The following is a 16021-nucleotide window of genomic DNA, read 5'->3' as shown; positions in this document are numbered from 1 at the left end:
AGAACTGCCTGAATGGACGAGGTGGCCAACGTACTCCGCTTCGCGGTGAGCAGCGGGCAACCAGGGAAGCGTCGCCCATTGCTCACCGTATGCCTCAAGCGCTCCGACGTGGTCGGAGCGCTTGAGATATACGGGCAGCCCGCGGGCTTTCGCCCTACCGGGGCGGGCTGCCCGTTCCCCCGTGTGGTCGGAGCGTGCGCTACGGGGCACGCTCCGACCATGCCGCCATCATGCCCCGCCGACCGCTTTAACGTCAATACGTAAAGCGCGTTAACGTATTGACGATGACATGGAGGTCGTCGCCTGGGCGGGCTGACCCCTTGCGGCCACGTGGTCGCAGCTGGGTGGCGCGCAGGTCCGGGTTGCGATTTGGGGTCCAGGACAGCACCTCGATCGCGATCGGCGCGTCGGAGCCTGGTCGCAGGATTTCTCGCACATCGCCGTCTTCGTGCAGCCAGACGCGGGGATCGTTCTTCCAGATGCGCCGGGCCGCCGAACTGTTGTTCAGGATCTCAGCGAGCAGGTCAGCGATGGCCTGGTTGCCGGGCATGACGGCGTACTGGGCTCGTAGTTGGGCGAGCATCACGGGCGTGTGCACGGTTTCCCAGTTGATCAGCTGTTGGTTGCTCGTCGGGTCGAGGAAGACCCAGCGCATCCAGTTGGGTTCGGTGCGCAGGTGCGGGAACCACAGCAGCGCGATTTCGTTGTATGCCAGCGTGTTCCAGGCCGCGTCGCACAGGTAGGTCGGCCACATCTGCTCGTGCAGCATTTCCAGCACCGCGTGGCTGATCTTCGGCTCGGCGTACGGGCGGGGCGCTGGCTCCTGGTCGATCGCGAGGTGGTAGAGCACGCGTCGTTCCCCGGTGCTCAGCCCGAGGCAGTCGGCCACGGCGTCGAGGATGTCTGGCGAGTAGCGGCCGCGCTCGCCGCGCTCCAGGGCTCCGTAGTAGCCGGCCGACACTCCGACGCGCGCGGCGACCCATTCCTGGCTCGGGTGTGCGAGATGGCCGCGACCGTGGCGGCGCCGGTCGAACCGGATACGCCTTCGCCAGGCGACCATGAGGCGATTCAGTTCGGCTCCGCGATCGAGGTTCGCCGCGAGAGTTTCTCCCGTGGGTGTGGTGTCGACCTGCGGATTCGGACTGTCGGGTGTGGATGATGGACGCGGCGCGCCTCGTGAGCGGCGGTAGATCATGCGGCATCCCCTGTCACAGGGTGGGTGCTGACCGGCAGGAAGGGCTTGATCTCTTCAAGTCAGCAAGCATAGAGTGACGGCCCAAACATCTGTCAACCCACAACGACAAACTGTCCGTCCTGTGTCCAGCTGTAGACAGGATTGGGGTCCTTACCTTGAAAGCCCGCGAAGCGGACGACCGCGCGTGTTCGGCCACCATCGGCGAGCGGTTGCGGCACTTGATCGATACCCAGCGGCAACCGAACGGCAAGCGATACACGACGCGGCAGATCGGCCAGGCGGCCGGCTGTTCACACGGGCACATCGCCGATCTGCTTGCGGGCACCGTGGCCGGCCCGCGGGTGGATACGCTAGTGAAAATTGCCACGTTCTTCGGACGAGACCCGGCGTATCTGATTCCCGGTTCGTTAGCGGGATTCGTCCCGGCGTCTGAAGAGGTCGCCCAGATCGGCTTCCGGGCGTCGCGACTCGACCGCGAAAGCCTGCTGGGCGTGAGGAGCCTGATAGACGGGATCCTGTCCGGACAGATCGAGCCTGACGGGCCCGGACCGAGCACCTGAAACGCGTACGCACTCACGGGGGAGAACGGCAATGGCGGAGCGAACGGTACTGCAGAGACGCTGTGACTCGCTGGCGGCCTCGCTGTGTCCTCCGGTGCCGTGGTCGCTGGACGGATTCGTCAACCACGTCCGCGACCTTCGCGACCGCCGCATCCTGCTCTACGCTCAGCCGCTTCCCGCCGGTGTCAGCTCGTTCTGGTTCCGTGCTGGCCCGGCCGACCATATCGTGTACGCCAGGGACGCGCAGTCTCCCCACCACCGCGATCACCTTGTGATGCACGAGATCGCCCACATGCTCCTTGGGCACGCGGGCATCCCGCTGGGGTTGCTGAACTCGCCAGAAGCCGTACGCAGCCTTCACCGTGGCACGGTCGAGAACGAGGCGGAAGTTCTCGCCAGGGCGATCGCCGCCCGCTGGCGCCCGCCTCGTCCGCAGCCGCACGTGGACGCGGACGTCGGTCGGGTGATGCGGACGTACGACTACAGCTGGGAGGTCCCGCCCTACGCATGGAGAGGGCAGACCATATGCCAGCGGTGATCGGAGCGGTCGCGCTGGGCTGGACGCTGCTGGTCTTCGTCGTCGACCTCGTACGCAGTCCGGCCGGGCGTGATCCCGCCCGGCTCGGCAAACTCGGCATCGCAGGGTTCTCGACGGGCGCCTGCGTCGTGCTAACCCCTGGCTTCGGCTATCCGGCAGTCGACGCGCTGCTGGGTGTTGAGCGTGCCGCCGGCCTCGTGGGCGATAGCTTCGGTCTGGCCGCTGCCGGATGCGCGCAGATCATGGTTGTTCATTGGGTAATGGCGCCTGACCGCGCGGCCCACAGCGCTCGCCTTCGAGCCGCCGCCTGCGTCGCGTGTGTTGCGGTCATGGTGGCCGCCTTCATCTGTTTCCCGGCCAACGAGAGTTTGCCACCCAGGTCCGGCGTGGCCAGTCCGCCCTACATGGCGATCTTCTTCGCGTACGTCTGCTGGACCGGGCTCGACGTCATGCGCTACGCGACCCGCTACGCGCGCAAGATCCCGCGCAGGCACATCCGCTGGACTCTGTGGTCGTTCGCCGCCGCCGGGCTCGGCGGCATGGCGTACGCCCTCACCGGGCTGATCATCACCGCCGCCGACCAGATGGGTCAGCAGCAGGCCCACGACAACCTCGTACCCATCTACCTGATCGGCCTGGCGATCGGGCTGACCGGGCTCTGCACGAGTCTGTCCATCCCGATCGTCGGAGCCAGCGCCCACCGCGGCTATCGGGCCTACCAGTGCCTGCGCCTGCATCCGTACTGGCAAATCCTCACTGGCCCATACCGAGCCGTCGACCTCGGGCGGCATATATCGGCGCCCGAGTTCCTCGCATGTGTCCTTGCCCGCCACCATCAGGTCCTCGCTCGGCGCACCTTGGAGATACGCGACGTCTACTACGAGTTGCGTGACTGGATGGACGCCGACGTCGCAGCGAAGGCCGCCGAGTTCGCCGAACATCAGCATCTGACTGGCATCGAGCGCGACGCTGCTATCGAGGCCGCTGTGGTAGCCGGTGCCTTGATGGCACGAACACGCGACCTGCCGCACAGCGGATCAGCGACACTCCAGCCCGGCAGCGAATCCATGGCCCAGGAGGTCGCGTGGCTGCTACGCGTGGCCGCGGCATTCGACGGCCCCGTCGTCCAGCGCACCCTGCTGTGGTTAGAAAAGAGCACCGCTGGACCCGCACCACGATGACCCCTCACACCCTGCCGATCGAGGGTGCGCCTTAGCTTCCCGAGCTGGCCGGGCATTCGCTTCGCAGCACTGCCGTGGAATCCGCCGTCGATCTCGGCAAGCCCTCATCGTCGACGCCGCCACGGCACGAGGACACAACAGACAGTCACAGCCGTTCAAATGGTGTCGAATCCGGCAATCCGCCACTCGTGCAAGTTGCAATCTATACTGCCAGTTCCTGGTGAAGCGCTCGCGGCGCTGGCATGCTGAACGATGCCGGTCTTCATTGACCATCACGAGGGGGCGTTGCCCGGTGGTATACCGGATGAAGCGGATGCCGAACGACAGTTGGGCGATCCCGCATATCACATTGGAGCGGCGGGGACCGGGTCTAGACCACTTTCCGCCGCCGACCGACGACCAGAACTGCCCGAGCCACGACCTGAACCGCGGTGCGCCTTTGTGGACGGTCGCGGCCTCGGCCGCGCCGATGGCCTCGACCGCGATCGCTCCGCCACTCCTGACAGTGTCCACCTGGCCCGACAGCGACGAACCGCTCGTTGTGGCCTGCGTACGTCCCGAGCAGTTGGCCGCCCTGTCGCCTGGATTCACCCGGTGGACCGGTGACTACTTGGAAGCCCGCTGGCATCGCCGTGGGCTTATCGAACGCACTGCCGGCGGAGCGTCGCTGTTCGTGGCGGGCATTCTCATCGCGAGCGGAGCGATTCGTCGGCCACCACGGAGCTGGACTCGCGCCGACAGTTGCACCGTCGGGCTCTACAGCCTGGCCGATCACCATGGCGGGCTGCTTTCCGACGAGTTCGTCGACCTGTTGGCGGAGGGGCGCGCCCTCGTGGCCGAAATGGCCGTGGTCGACCTGGGCTGCCGGCAAGGCAGCAACCAGCATCCGTAGGTTGCGGGGCCGACGACCACGGGGGGCTGCCGTCGCAGAGCGATGGCAGCCCGCCGTGGTGCATTGCTTAGGCTTCGCCGCCGAACAGTTTGTCGAGCATGTATTGCGCCCGCTCCGGCCCGACCGTCTCGCGTAGATAGGCCAGGTACTCCGCTCGCCGGACCGACGGATCGCGTGGAGGCTCCTTGAGGACCTTCCAGATCGCCAGTTCGATCTCGGAGGTCAGGTACATGTCCTCAAGCTCGGCGAGAGCGTTGAGCAGTTCCACCATCGGACGCGGCAGGCGCACCGTGACCGGCAATTTCTTGACGTCATATCGCGACAGCTCGGTCGGCATGAGTTCAGGATCTTTCAGCGCCTTGGCCAGGGTCGGCGGTAGCCCAGCCGCTCGCAATGCCTCGGCGTCGGCGTCGGCGTACTGCTCGGTGAGTTCTGCGCGCCGCTTTCGGCGCAGGACGCGCAACGCCTCTTCTTCGGTTACCGGAGTAGTGCGCCCCGGCTCATAGACCAGCGGCGCATTCTCGGCGGAGGTTCGCCTTCCCTTCGCGGGAGGCGCCGGCGTTTCCTCGGCCGTCCGATACCTCGGCGAGCGGCGGTTGACCCGCCCATCCGCTTTCTGACCACTGGCCATGATGTAGCTCCCCGTAGCTGCGTATTGACGTAAACCGGCTTAACGTCTGTACGGCCATCGTAGGACACACCCCCGAAGCGTTCAAGACGGAGCGACCATCGCTTGATATCGATCTTGCCTGGTGGCGACGGCCGTGATCGATTCGATACATCCCTCGGCGCAAGGGTTGCCCGAAGGGTTCCCGAAACTCCAGCGTACCCACCCGCAGGTGTTAACGTATGTACGTTAACCTCAACGGGGAGTGATGCTCGGTGGCACTAAGATCTCAACAACTTGGCGTCGGCGTCGCCAACCTGGCCGACGCCCTTGACCGGCGCCAGATCTTCGACGAACTCGACGGAATGATGCGAGCGGCTGACGCCGCGGTCGCCAACGACCTCGGATCGGGGTTCAGCTCGGATGTGCACCACGGGTTGATCGCCGACCTGCTGACGCGCTACCGGATCGCCAGCCATGCAGCCGAGGACCTGAGCAGGCTCGAAGGCGGTCTCCTGGACCTGTTCGCTGGCCTGTTCCACGCCCCCGAAGGCGCGTGGTCGGGCCAGCTCGCCGTCGGCGCCGGCGCGGCGACGATGCAGGCCATGCGCTTGGCCCGCGACGCCATGCCCGGCTGCATCGTGTTGGCGTCGCAAGCCGCATTCGAGGCGGTCGTCGACGCGGCGGACGCTCTCGGGATGCCCTTGGACACCGTCGCCGCCGATCGCGGAGGCGAGATGGACTACGCCAGCCTTACGGCGAAGCTCGCCCAGCATCGCCACCGTCAACCGCTCATCATCGCGACCGCCGGTACGCCGGCGACGGAGGCGATCGACGATGTCGGCCGCATCGTGGCGGCATGCGAGCAACTCGGGATCCAGGATCGCCGCATTCACGTCGACTCGCCCACGGCCGGCGTCGCCCTCGCGATCGCCCCGCCCTACGCCCGTCCCAGCATGGACTTCTCAGACGGCGCCGACAGCATCACCATCGGGACCGACGCCTTCCTGTCGACGCTGCTGCCCAGCGCCGTCCTGCTCGTGAACAGACGCGACGGTGTCCCGATGCGTCGCGCGGATGCCGCCGGGAACGGGCATGTGGCGCTGCTGCTGTGGTCCGCGATCGCCCGTCACGGAGTCGCCGGGCTGCGCCTGCGCGCGCAGCGAGCCCGGCGAGTCGCCGAGTACGCCCATCAGCAGCTGGCCTTGGCTGGCTGGGACGCGTGGCGCCACGACCACGCGCTCACAGTGTCGCTGCGGACGCCGCCTGCCGCCGTGGCCGAGCGGTGGCTGCTCCCGGCTGGCCGGGACGGGTGGACGCGATTGATCGCCACGCCCTCGGTGACGGTCGCCCGTGTCGACGCGTTCGTCGCCGACTTGGTCAGAGCGACCGAAGGTACGCACCCCGTGCCTCGGCGCGCCGCAGTAGCGGTCGGCTTCTGAGGTCACGGGCGGCCGGCCGCACGGCGCCGCAGTGTGGTGAGGTGAGACGACAATGCGGGCCCGGGTTGGACAACCCGGGCCCGCCGATGTGACGCGAGTCAGCGCCAGCCAAGGGTGCTGGCCAGGGTGCACGTCCAGTACCAGCCGTACGGGGTGAGCATGTGCCCCCGGTGCCACGTGGCGGCTGCCGTCTGCGGAGCGTAGACGCCGTCGGCGAGCAGCTTGTGGTACCTCTGTGCCTTGATGAGGGCGCTCTTGGTCGCCGGCCCGAACTGACCGTCAACGGTCAGCTTCACGCCGAGGTTCACGCCGCTGCTCGACCCGTAACACAAGTTGAGCCCGCGCTGCAGCTCCTTCACGTCGTCGCCGCTGTCGCCGGACGACATGAGGCACTTGAAGGTGGCGTCGTTCCAGTTGCTGGCCGGCCAGTATCCGGCCATGTAGAGGTCGACCTGCGGCGGATCGCGCAGATCTGACCACTGACCGAAGTTGTTGCACCGCGGCGTGGCCGCGTACGCCGGAGAGCCGAAGACCAGCGCCCCCGCAGCGACCAGAAGCATCAGTGCCGCTACTGCTGCGGCGATCGAACGGGCTCGCCTGGCGGTCGCTGGCGGCCGGTGCCCGCCACGGTAGTGAGCCGGGCGCACCAGCGTGGTCCGATCTGCCGTCCCGACGGTGGTCGAAATCCCATCCGGCCCGCGAGTCGCTTCCTGATCAATGACATTCACTGCATCCCCCGTGTTCATTTGGGCTGGTTCAGTCACATCCGGGCGCGGACGCCAGCAGCCCGGCCGCCGTCGCGGCCCGAGTCGCCGACATGCGCCGCCGGTACGTCCGTTGCCGGACCGCGACGGTCCGATCCGGTGCGGTGTCCGCGAACGCCGGCTCCGTGCTGGACATCTGGGCCGGCCGACGGTGCTGCATCGGCATTCCGCCTCCTTGGCACGCAACCAGCTTTATGTATGTACGCTAACACGGTTAACGTACATACGTGAAGAAGCGTTGGCAAGGCCCGCGGGCCGGCCACCAATCAACGGGGGAAAACGTGACCACGCTGGTGCTGTCCAACCACACCGCGGTCGTCGAAGACGCACTGCTCAAGACCGGAACGCCGGTCATCGCCTGCCTGACCAAGCCAGCCGCCCGAGCGCGGCTGACCGTCCCCGCCGGATACGAAGTCCTCACCGTGTCGCACTGGGGTGCCTACGACGAGCTGGCGGCCCTCGCGCAGCAACTGCGGGGTCAGGTCGACGTCGTCGCCACCCTGTGGGAGGGGTCGCTGCTCGCGGCGGGATTCCTGCGCGAGCTGATGGACGTGCCCGGCCAGAGCATGCAGGAGGCCATCGGGTTCACCGACAAGGCGATCATGAAGCGCCGGGTGTCGGCGGCCGGGATACCCACCGCGCAGCACCGGGTGATCCGTACGGTCGAAGAGATCCACACCGCCGCCTCCGAACTCGGCGGCTACCCGGTGGTCGTGAAACCGCTGTTGGGCTTCGGTTCCACCAACACTCACGTCGTGCGGTCGTTCGGCGAGCTGCAGGCGATGGGCGAGCGAGTGTTCCGCCACCGGGTCGAAGCGACCGAAATGTTCCGCGCAGAGCCGGCGTTCAAGCCCGTCGCCGAACAGGGACTCATCCTGGTCGAGGAGTACGTCGACATCGCGGTCGAGTACCACTGCGAGGGTTTCTGGGCCGACGGTCGCCCGATCTACCAGATCCCGGGCCAGTACAACGTCCCGGCGCTACGGGGCATGGGCGGCACCCTCGGCTCGGTCCTGCTTGACCCGGACACCGGCGCGGGCGCGACGGTCGCCCGGATCGCCGAGGCCGCCGCGCAGGCGTTGGGCATTGTGGACGGCTGGACGCACGCCGAGGTCTACCGCGATACCGCCGGTCGGTGGTGGTTCGGCGAGATCGCTGCGCGCCCCGGCGGCGGCGGAATCCAGCCCACTCTGCTGCACGCGTACGGCATCGACGTGCCCGCCATGATCGGCCGATACGCCGCCGGGCAGCCCACCGTCGTCAGCATCGACCGTCGGCCAGGCGTGTTCGGCTGGGGCGGCCCGTTCGTCCCGCCGGGCCGGGTCACGCAAATCGCCCGCCGCGAGTCGCTGCTGCGTTACCCCGGAGTCCTCGATGCCACGGTCGTTTCGTCGGTAGGCAGCGAAGGCGGGCTGACCGGCAGCAGCCTGTGGGGCGGGCTGGGCGGCTACACATTCCTGCACGGCGACACCCCCGCCCAGCTGTTCGCGTGGATGGACGAACTGCCCGAGCGGTACGCCATCCAGGTCGCGGCGCCGCAGGGGGTCGCAGCGTGACCGGCACGTCGAACCCCGCCGCAGCGGATCCGGTTGCCGGCGACGTACGCGACACGTGGTGGGGCCGCCGGTTCGGCGGCCTCCCATCGCGGTTCTGGCTGCTGTTCGCCGGGATCGGCACGGCCCGTCTTGGGTTCGTCGCGGTGCCGTTCCTGTCCTACTGGCTGGTCGTCGACCGGGGGCTTACCCCCGGCGACGCCGGCCTGGTGATGACCGCGTTCGGCGCCGGATGGGCGTTGTCGATGCCGCTCGGCGGCTGGCTGGCCGATCAGCTCGGCCGACGCGCCGTCATCGTAGCCAGCGCTCTCGGATCTGCCGGGGCGTACCTTGGCATCGCCGCCATCCACCCGCTGACCTGGCTGCTGGCCGTAGCGCTCCTCGTCGGCGCGACCTTTGATCTGTACCGACCGGCGCTGCAGGCAGCCATGACCGACGCCGTCCCCGTCCAGTCGCGAACCCGCGCGCTGGGCCTGCTCTACCTCAGCATGAACGCCAGCCGCATGGTTGCCTGCGCCGCCGGTGGATTGGTCGCCAACGCCGGAGACTTCGCGATCCTTTTCGCCGCCAACGCCGCCGTCAACGTGGTCTTCGCGGCCGTCCTATGGCGAGCCGTCCCGGTCAACGTGCCGCCTCAGCCCACCGGCGGCCGCGGCGCGCTGCGCACCGCGATCGCAGACCGCAGGCTGCTGGCCTTCACCGCTGCCACGCTGGCCTTCTACACAATCCACACCCAGTCGATGGTGGCCCTGCCAGTGGCGCTGGCGCACGCCGGCGCGACCCCGCTCGGCTACGGTCTTTTGCTGGCGCTGGATCCGCTGATCGTCGTCGTCTGCCAGATCAGCGCTCAGGCCATTCTCAACCGGGCTCCCGCGCTCGTCACCTGCGCCGTCGGCGTGGCCGCGGTCGGCGCGGGCCTCGCCCTGGCCGGCCTGGTCTCCGGCCTGGCCTGGATCGCCAGCACGTGGCCGATCTGGGTGATCGGCGAGATGGCCTTCCTGACCGCCGCACCCGGGGTGGTCGCCGCCCTGGCCCCCGACCACGCCCGCGGCGCCTACTTCGGGCTCTGGGGAGCAAGCCAGGGCGTCGCCGCCGTACTCGCGCCGCTCATCGCCGCAGCCGCGGCGACGGTGGGACGTACCGATCTGGTCTGGCTCGGCGGTGCCGTGACGGGGCTGTGCACTGCCGCCGCCCTGCTGAGAATGCGGAGGCGGCTACCTACCGAGCACCCGGTGCCTGGCCTGGAGCTGGACACTGCGGCGAATCCGGCTCGCTTTGCAGGCGGCGAAGCACATATTGGACGGTCGACTTCGTCCACGGCCGCCCCGACGCAGAAGGCACATTCTCGTCGTTGAGCTGCTCGGCGATCTGGCTCAACGACTTGCCCTCGGACCGCAACACCGCCACACGGTCCGCCGCCACCGGGACCGGTGTGGCGGGCCGACCGAGCCGGGCACCACGCTCACGCGCGGCCTCGATCCCCGCGGCGATCGCCGCTCGGGCCTCCGCTGAACGCCGACCGCCTCGTGCCATGCACACACCGTAACCGACGCGGCCACCTCGCGAGCAATCGTGACACATTTTAGGATACCTTTTAGGATACCTTTTAGAATACGATCGCTGATGTTCCCCCGGACGCGACTCGCTACGGCGATTGACGGTCCGACACTCCGCAGAGAGGTAGCCCGCCATGCTTGACACACCGGCCGAGGTCCCTCGCCCCGCCGGGGCATCCACGGTCGAGCGGGCGGCGTACATCTTCTACGTCGTCGCCGCTCTCGGATCGTCGATCGGCCAGGTGTGGGTCGGGGTCGAAGTGCCGCCGTGGCCGCCAACGCTGCCGCTGTGGGTCCGCGCCCTCCTGGTGCTGCCGTTCGCCCTCGTGATCGAACTCGGCGGAGCGGTCGCCAGCGGTTTCGCCGACACACGGCGGCGCCTCGGCGAGACCGCCTACGGCTGGCGAGTGCTGTCGGCCGCCTCAGTCGCGCTGGCCGTCGGCATCAATGTGGTCGGACACGCGGGCTCGCCCTACCTCGCGGTCGTCTTCGGTGGCCTCGGCGTCTTCGCGTACACCGTGTGGCTCCTGCATTCGGCCGCCCGGCGACGCGACGCACTGCGCGCCACCGGAAAGCTGCGCACCACTGCTCCGGCCTACGGACTCGTGCAATGGGTGACGCAGCCGGGCCTGACCCGCCGCGCCCGCCTCCTGGCCATCGAACACGGATACGGGCTCGTCCAGTCTCTGACCGCCGCCCGAACGCAGATCGCGACCGCCCAACGCAGGGCGGCCCTCGCCGCCAGCATCAAGGCCGAGATCAAGTCACAGCACCAGGACCCCGTCCTTGCAGCGCTGGCCGTGACCACCGCACCCGTCGACGAAGTCGCCGACGCACTGATGCAGATGATCGACGCCGAAGGTTGGGCCAACGCTCTCTATCGCAAGATCGACCCGCCCACGCCGCCCTTGCCGATCGTTCATTCCGAAGAAGCAACCGATCCCGATCCAGACGACTACGACGTGGCCGATGACGAAGACGAGGAAACGACCGGGTCGGCGAAGGAACGCATGTCGGGTCCGAACGCCGTGCTCAATACCACCGCCGAAGACATGTGGATCGAGGCCGCCGAGTCCGGCATCGAGCTGACCAACAGCAAATTGCTCGCGCTGTTCAACGAACGCTATCCGGCAACTCGTCGGAGCCTGCGCTGGGCGGCCCTTCGCTGTCGTGACGCCCGCGAACGCCTACGCCAGAAGCAGATGGCCGACACCAGCGCCTGAGCGGTCAGGTCTGCCACGGGCCCGCACCTTCACCGCCATAACCTCGCCTCGCCCTTGTATTCCAGGTCCGCTGTCTCGGTCACCCGGTTGGTGACCAGCGACTGGAGCGCCGCGTACGGCATGTCGGGGTTGATCGGTGCGCCGAAGACGTTTTCGAGGCGGCGGGAGCGAAACGAAGTCACGCCACCTATGGTGATCCGGCTGCGAGCGGCGGTCACGCTCATTTGCAGCTTATGGCCAGGATCCGGACGTTAGGACTGCTCCCCCGGCACCATCGGCGCGAGTCGGCATGGTTGGGGACAAACCGGCCGAACGCGCCGGCACCGGGGAGGCTCACCGCAGGCTTCCAATCGCCTGCTCGATCTCCAACTGATCATCGCTCATACCGACCCACGGCATATCCAGACCGGCGCGGACCGCAGCCGGCCACTGCCGAACATCGCGAGCTTTCCACTGCACGACTTCCGCCACCCGCCGCTTCGGATCCGTCTTGGGCACTGGACGTAGCCCCAGTCCGAAGTCGGGCCATCGTCGCCACAGACTCGCGCCGAAAGGACGAACGGGACGCGGTCCCCGTCCATCGCCGTGCGGACTGTGTGCCTCCATCATCACCGCACAGCCGAACCGCCGCCGGATGTAGTCGATCACCTTCGTGATCCGCCGAGCCACCTGTTCGTCGTTCGGATCGTCGTTGTGCAGCTTGTAGATCGGGCCCACCACGAGCAAGTCGGGTTGCACCCGGCGCACCTGTCGCGTCAGCCACGCGGCGTCCGTCGGCGCCGTCAGATCCAGGCCATCGGGCCGGCACTCGATCCAAAGATTGTCCTGTGCCCAGCCACGCTCGCGGGCGGCGGCGACCAGGGGCCGGAATCGCCGCTGGTTCAACGGCACCGGGTTCTCGCAGTCGATCACCAACACCGCCCGTGCCGCAATCGCCGACCAATCGAACGGATGCACACCCGACGCCACGCTTACAGCGATCTGGCGGACCAGTGTGCTCTTGCCGAAGCTCTCCGGCGCGGTCAACAGCATCCGCTCGCCCCGTTCGAGCAGACCCGGGACCAGCCAGTCGTACTCCACCTCCGCCTGCAGGAAGTCGACAATTGGCGTCGGCCCCTGATCGTCAGCGTCGGAGGTCACCTCTAACCGGTCGAGTTCAAACCGGGCCGCCTCGACAGCCGACTCGGCCGAGCGGTCCCGCGCCTCCGCCGCCAGCTGGCCCACCCGCGTCGCGAACGAGAGCAATCGGCGACGCAGCGCCATCTGCCGTACGCGCTCCGCGTAATACCCCGCGGTGGCGGCGGTCGGTACAGCGTTGATCAGCCTGTGTAGCAGCGCTCCATCGGCCACATGCAGCAGCCCCAGATCGGCCAACCGCCCCAACACCGCCGGCAGCGAGGTCGGCCGCCCAGCGTGGTACTCATCGAGCAACAGCCGAAACAGCCGCGCATGCCGGCCGTCATAAAGATCCTCCGTGGCAAGCCGCCCCGTCACCAGCTCGATAGCCTCGGGCTGCAACAGCATCGAGCCGAGGACGACCCGCTCCGCGGCCAGATCGCAGGGCTGCTCCCAACCATCATCGGACGCAGAGGTCATTGCACCTCCCACGGATTGTCACGGGCCGTGGGACGTTTCATGCGGGCGATCTGTACGCGCAGTGTTTCGCCGCTGATCGGCCTGCCGCCGTCGACGATCTCCAGTAGGGCCAGCTCGACCCGTGTAGGTGGCTCGCCGGCCTTCAACGCCTTCTCCGCGAGCTTCATCACCGCCGGAAAGTTGATCAACTTGTCGCGCTCGTATACCGCTGCAGCGATGCGCTTCGCATCGCCGGGCTCGCCAGAGCCCGCCCTGTTGGTTCCTTTGGTTGTGGTCCCTCTGGTTCTGGTTACTGCGGTGCCATTCGTGACACCTACGGGGGTGCCAGAACTGTCACCAGCCTCGGTGACATCCATGTCACCGCCAGTGGTGCCAGAACTGTCACCGGGTGGTGCCATCACCAAGAGCGTGTAGAGATTGCTCGTCCGGCGACCGCCGACCACGCGTGGCGTGACTGAGATTGCACCGACTTCCACCAGCTCGCCGCAGGCCCGGATCAGCGACCGCTTGGACTTGCCCAGGCGTTCACCGATCGCGCGATAGCCAACGAATGTGGTCTTGCTCCGGCGGTCTGCATACAGGGCCAGCATCGCGTAGAAGCGGATCGCTGCGTCGGAAACCTTAGAGTCCAGCAGAGCCTCCGGCACCAGTGCAAACACCCCGTAGGCGCTCCGCACTTCGACCGGCAAGTCCTCTGGGTCTTGCTCGATCACGTTGCCCCCGTCCGTAACGTGCGCCTTGTAAGGACGCAGGTCACAAGCCGAACCCATGCGGCACAGTGCGTTCAACGCTGGACCCCGCAACGACAGGTGATGCAGCATATTGACGCACAGTCATTCCGCTTTTTATGTCTGTACGTTAACATGCTTCATGTAGGTACGTTAAGACGGCGAGATGCGACGAGCGCCGCCCTTGGGCGTCGGGACATCTCGCAGCACGGGGGATGAGATGAAGGCAGCGAACCAAGGCGAGGCATCAGGCCGCTCGGTCGCCTACCGAAGTGGTCAACACCGTCAGGACCGCGCGAGGCGACAGCCATGAGCCGAAGGTCGCTACCTCTCGCCAAGATGCTGACTATCGACCAACTGGCCGAACTCCTCCAGGTACCGGCGGACACCATCTATTACTGGCGAACACAGGGTGAGGGACCCCGTGGGCACCGGATCGGCCGGCACGTGCGATTCCACGAGGATGACGTGCGTGAATGGATCGCCAGGCAGGCGGACAAGTCATGATCCACCGTCCGAGCGGGCGCGGCGGGACCAACCCTGACCAGCCTCATTCTGACCCCCGACCCGAGACTGCCGATCTGGCATGGCAGCTGGTTGGACGGCGAGTACAGGTAAGGCGCGCGCGCCTGGGTCGACAGCAGAGCCAGGTGGCTGGCATCTCGCGCGCGACTCTGTCGCGCCTCGAAATGGGCAGGCCTGTATCCATCAGCACGCTAGCGCGAGTGGAGGGAGAGCTTGGGTTCCAGGAGCACGAACTCGTCAGTGAGGTCTTCGGAGACCTGGCGTATGCCACGGGCGCCCCCTCGGCGCAGTCCGCTTAGGCCCCGGGGCCCGGAGTTGAGCTAGTCAGCAGAGCACCACCGGCGCATCCTGGCCCCACATCGCTTGTCTCACAAGGAAAGGAGTCACATCAAGGATGGCAGTAATCGACCTCTGGTACCTCAAAGCCCGCGGGCCCGACAAGAAGCGGACGAGGTCCAAGACCTACGGTCGCGGTCGCCGGTACCGCGTGGACTACGAGGACGCAGCGGGGAATGGTCGCAGCAGGACCTTCGACCACATCAACGAGGCCAAGGACTTCGATGCCAGCTGTCGCACTGGCGCAGCGCCTGAGGTGAAGACCGACCGCGCAACGGAGGAGACGACCTTCCCGGCGTACGCCGAGACGTGGCGCTCGGCACACAGCTTTCACTGGGAGCTGGAGACCCAGAAGCGGATACCCAGCAACATCCGGTACCACCTCGCGCCGGCGTTTCCAGGGCACGCAAAGCGGATCAGGCAGACCGACGTCGTGCGGTGGTTGTCGGATCGTCTGACGGACGCGGCGGCGCCGACACCGCCGTCGTCGATGAAGCTGTACTACGAGCTGTTCAACACCATCATGAAGGCAGCCCTCCGCGATGGCGTGATCGACGCCAATCCTTGCGATGGCATCCGGCTGGCCACGATCTTCAAGGCGGTCAGCAGCCGCCCGCGCTGGGTTCCTGACGAGGGCCAGATCGTGGACCTGTACGACGCCATCCCTCCGTGGTATCGCGTTGCCCACACCCTCGGTGCTAAGCACGCGCTGCGCATCGGCGAGGCCCTGGCGATCGAAGACTCGCCCCGATGCCTCGACTTCGCCAACGGCAAGCTGCACGTCGTGCAGCAGCTGGGCTACAGCAACGCCAGGTTCGGGGGCTTCTTCTTGAAGGAGCCAAAAGCCGGATCGTCCGGCACGATCGACTTCGACTCCGACGGCATGATCGAAGTTCAAGACCACATCAACACGTACGGGTCAACACCGGTAGAAGTGGTCGACGCCATCGATCCGAGCAACATCCACCGCCGAGTCGCGAAGCTGATCATCGTGGATCGGCAGGGCCGCCCATTTCACGACACACGATGGTCGGAATATTGGATCCCCTGGCGCAAGGCGGCCGGCTGGCCGGCCGACGGCGGAACGTTTCATGCGCTGCGGCACTTCTGTGCCACGATCCTTCTCGGCTTGGGCGTCGACCCCCAGCATGTGCAGGCAATGTTGCGCCACGCCAGCCTGCAAACCACGTTGGCGATCTACTCGCACTGGCTTCCCAGTAACGACCGGCCCAAGGACGCCATCAGCCAGGTACTGAAAAGGGCTCGCGAGCGGAAGGCATTCTCCGCTGCGAGCCCCGTTCGAGGCTGATCCTTAACCAGGGCTT

18 protein-coding genes and 1 pseudogene are annotated in these 16021 nt (G+C 67.1%); 11 read left to right on the top strand and 8 right to left on the bottom strand.

What is annotated here, in order from left to right; translation table 11 throughout:
* Nucleotides 1-253 precede the first annotated feature (253 nt).
* The gene (locus tag G401_RS0119935; RefSeq protein ID WP_084557389.1) at nucleotides 254-1195 is read right to left on the bottom strand and encodes a helix-turn-helix domain-containing protein; all 942 of its coding nucleotides are present in this window, start codon (nucleotides 1193-1195) and stop codon (nucleotides 254-256) included.
* Between the two features lie 155 nt (nucleotides 1196-1350).
* Between G401_RS0119935 and G401_RS0119930 the strand changes: the two genes are divergently transcribed.
* The 4 genes from G401_RS0119930 to G401_RS0119915 all read left to right on the top strand — a co-directional run bounded on the left by G401_RS0119930 (nucleotide 1351) and on the right by G401_RS0119915 (nucleotide 4366).
* Nucleotides 1351-1755: a helix-turn-helix domain-containing protein gene (locus tag G401_RS0119930; RefSeq protein WP_027343895.1), complete on the top strand. Its 405-nt coding sequence runs from the start codon at nucleotides 1351-1353 to the stop codon at nucleotides 1753-1755.
* A 31-nt stretch (nucleotides 1756-1786) separates the two neighbouring features.
* Nucleotides 1787-2293 (top strand): ImmA/IrrE family metallo-endopeptidase, encoded by a 507-nt coding sequence (locus tag G401_RS52980; RefSeq protein WP_051366881.1) that lies wholly within the window; start codon nucleotides 1787-1789, stop codon nucleotides 2291-2293.
* Nucleotides 2281-3474 carry an MAB_1171c family putative transporter gene (locus tag G401_RS0119920; protein ID WP_027343894.1) on the top strand — a complete coding sequence of 398 codons (1194 nt, stop codon included), beginning with the start codon at nucleotides 2281-2283 and terminating at the stop codon, nucleotides 3472-3474. Before G401_RS52980 ends, G401_RS0119920 begins: the two co-directional genes overlap by 13 nt.
* A 304-nt stretch (nucleotides 3475-3778) precedes the next feature.
* Nucleotides 3779-4366: a hypothetical protein gene (locus tag G401_RS0119915; protein ID WP_157545901.1), complete on the top strand. Its 588-nt coding sequence runs from the start codon at nucleotides 3779-3781 to the stop codon at nucleotides 4364-4366.
* Nucleotides 4367-4433: 67 nt separating this feature from the next.
* Here G401_RS0119915 and G401_RS55955 read toward each other — a convergent pair whose 3' ends face one another.
* Nucleotides 4434-4997, bottom strand: coding sequence for a hypothetical protein (locus tag G401_RS55955; protein WP_157545898.1), 564 nt, complete (start codon nucleotides 4995-4997; stop codon nucleotides 4434-4436).
* 413 nt (nucleotides 4998-5410) lie between these two features.
* Between G401_RS55955 and G401_RS52975 the strand changes: the two genes are divergently transcribed.
* Nucleotides 5411-6415, top strand: a complete 1005-nt coding sequence (locus G401_RS52975; RefSeq protein ID WP_169734215.1) for a pyridoxal-dependent decarboxylase — start codon at nucleotides 5411-5413, stop codon at nucleotides 6413-6415.
* Nucleotides 6416-6513: 98 nt separating this feature from the next.
* Here G401_RS52975 and G401_RS46970 read toward each other — a convergent pair whose 3' ends face one another.
* Nucleotides 6514-6975 (bottom strand): peptidoglycan-binding domain-containing protein, encoded by a 462-nt coding sequence (locus G401_RS46970; RefSeq protein WP_034592343.1) that lies wholly within the window; start codon nucleotides 6973-6975, stop codon nucleotides 6514-6516.
* Between the two features lie 196 nt (nucleotides 6976-7171).
* Nucleotides 7172-7339: a hypothetical protein gene (locus G401_RS55950; RefSeq protein ID WP_157545895.1), complete on the bottom strand. Its 168-nt coding sequence runs from the start codon at nucleotides 7337-7339 to the stop codon at nucleotides 7172-7174.
* Between the two features lie 121 nt (nucleotides 7340-7460).
* On the opposite strand from G401_RS55950, the gene G401_RS0119890 reads away from it, so the two are divergent.
* On the top strand, nucleotides 7461-8735 hold the full coding sequence (locus tag G401_RS0119890; protein WP_027343891.1) for an ATP-grasp domain-containing protein: 1275 nt from the start codon (nucleotides 7461-7463) through the stop codon (nucleotides 8733-8735).
* A pseudogene (locus G401_RS0119885) lies at nucleotides 8669-9694 on the top strand (MFS transporter); the annotation flags it as partial. The gene G401_RS0119890 and the pseudogene G401_RS0119885, both read left to right, overlap by 67 nt.
* 256 nt (nucleotides 9695-9950) lie before the next feature.
* Here the strand turns inward: G401_RS0119885 and G401_RS58610 are convergent.
* The gene (locus G401_RS58610; protein ID WP_407636893.1) at nucleotides 9951-10265 is read right to left on the bottom strand and encodes a recombinase family protein; all 315 of its coding nucleotides are present in this window, start codon (nucleotides 10263-10265) and stop codon (nucleotides 9951-9953) included.
* A 157-nt stretch (nucleotides 10266-10422) separates the two neighbouring features.
* Between G401_RS58610 and G401_RS46965 the strand changes: the two genes are divergently transcribed.
* Nucleotides 10423-11511, top strand: coding sequence for a hypothetical protein (locus G401_RS46965; RefSeq protein ID WP_051366879.1), 1089 nt, complete (start codon nucleotides 10423-10425; stop codon nucleotides 11509-11511).
* Between the two features lie 29 nt (nucleotides 11512-11540).
* Here the strand turns inward: G401_RS46965 and G401_RS0119875 are convergent, their stop codons facing one another.
* The 3 genes from G401_RS0119875 to G401_RS0119865 form a co-directional block, all read right to left on the bottom strand.
* Nucleotides 11541-11735, bottom strand: a complete 195-nt coding sequence (locus G401_RS0119875) for a hypothetical protein (RefSeq protein WP_027343889.1) — start codon at nucleotides 11733-11735, stop codon at nucleotides 11541-11543.
* A gap of 109 nt (nucleotides 11736-11844) precedes the next feature.
* On the bottom strand, nucleotides 11845-13107 hold the full coding sequence (locus G401_RS46960) for an AAA family ATPase (protein WP_051366878.1): 1263 nt from the start codon (nucleotides 13105-13107) through the stop codon (nucleotides 11845-11847).
* Nucleotides 13104-13820 carry a helix-turn-helix domain-containing protein gene (locus G401_RS0119865; RefSeq protein ID WP_157545892.1) on the bottom strand — a complete coding sequence of 239 codons (717 nt, stop codon included), beginning with the start codon at nucleotides 13818-13820 and terminating at the stop codon, nucleotides 13104-13106. Before G401_RS0119865 ends, G401_RS46960 begins: the two co-directional genes overlap by 4 nt.
* 324 nt (nucleotides 13821-14144) lie before the next feature.
* Here G401_RS0119865 and G401_RS58605 point away from each other — a divergent pair, with 324 nt between their 5' ends.
* The 3 genes from G401_RS58605 to G401_RS0119850 all read left to right on the top strand — a co-directional run bounded on the left by G401_RS58605 (nucleotide 14145) and on the right by G401_RS0119850 (nucleotide 16005).
* Nucleotides 14145-14342: a helix-turn-helix domain-containing protein gene (locus G401_RS58605; protein WP_027343887.1), complete on the top strand. Its 198-nt coding sequence runs from the start codon at nucleotides 14145-14147 to the stop codon at nucleotides 14340-14342.
* Nucleotides 14312-14659, top strand: coding sequence for a helix-turn-helix domain-containing protein (locus G401_RS58600; RefSeq protein ID WP_157545889.1), 348 nt, complete (start codon nucleotides 14312-14314; stop codon nucleotides 14657-14659). Before G401_RS58605 ends, G401_RS58600 begins: the two co-directional genes overlap by 31 nt.
* A 95-nt stretch (nucleotides 14660-14754) precedes the next feature.
* Nucleotides 14755-16005 (top strand): tyrosine-type recombinase/integrase, encoded by a 1251-nt coding sequence (locus tag G401_RS0119850; protein WP_027343886.1) that lies wholly within the window; start codon nucleotides 14755-14757, stop codon nucleotides 16003-16005.
* Nucleotides 16006-16021 lie beyond the last annotated feature (16 nt).

The organism is Hamadaea tsunoensis DSM 44101 (assembly GCF_000428945.1).
Taxonomy (GTDB): Bacteria; Actinomycetota; Actinomycetes; order Mycobacteriales; family Micromonosporaceae; genus Hamadaea; species Hamadaea tsunoensis.
Note: the sequence above shows the minus strand (reverse complement) of the source record. Positions and strands in the feature narration are given on the sequence as shown.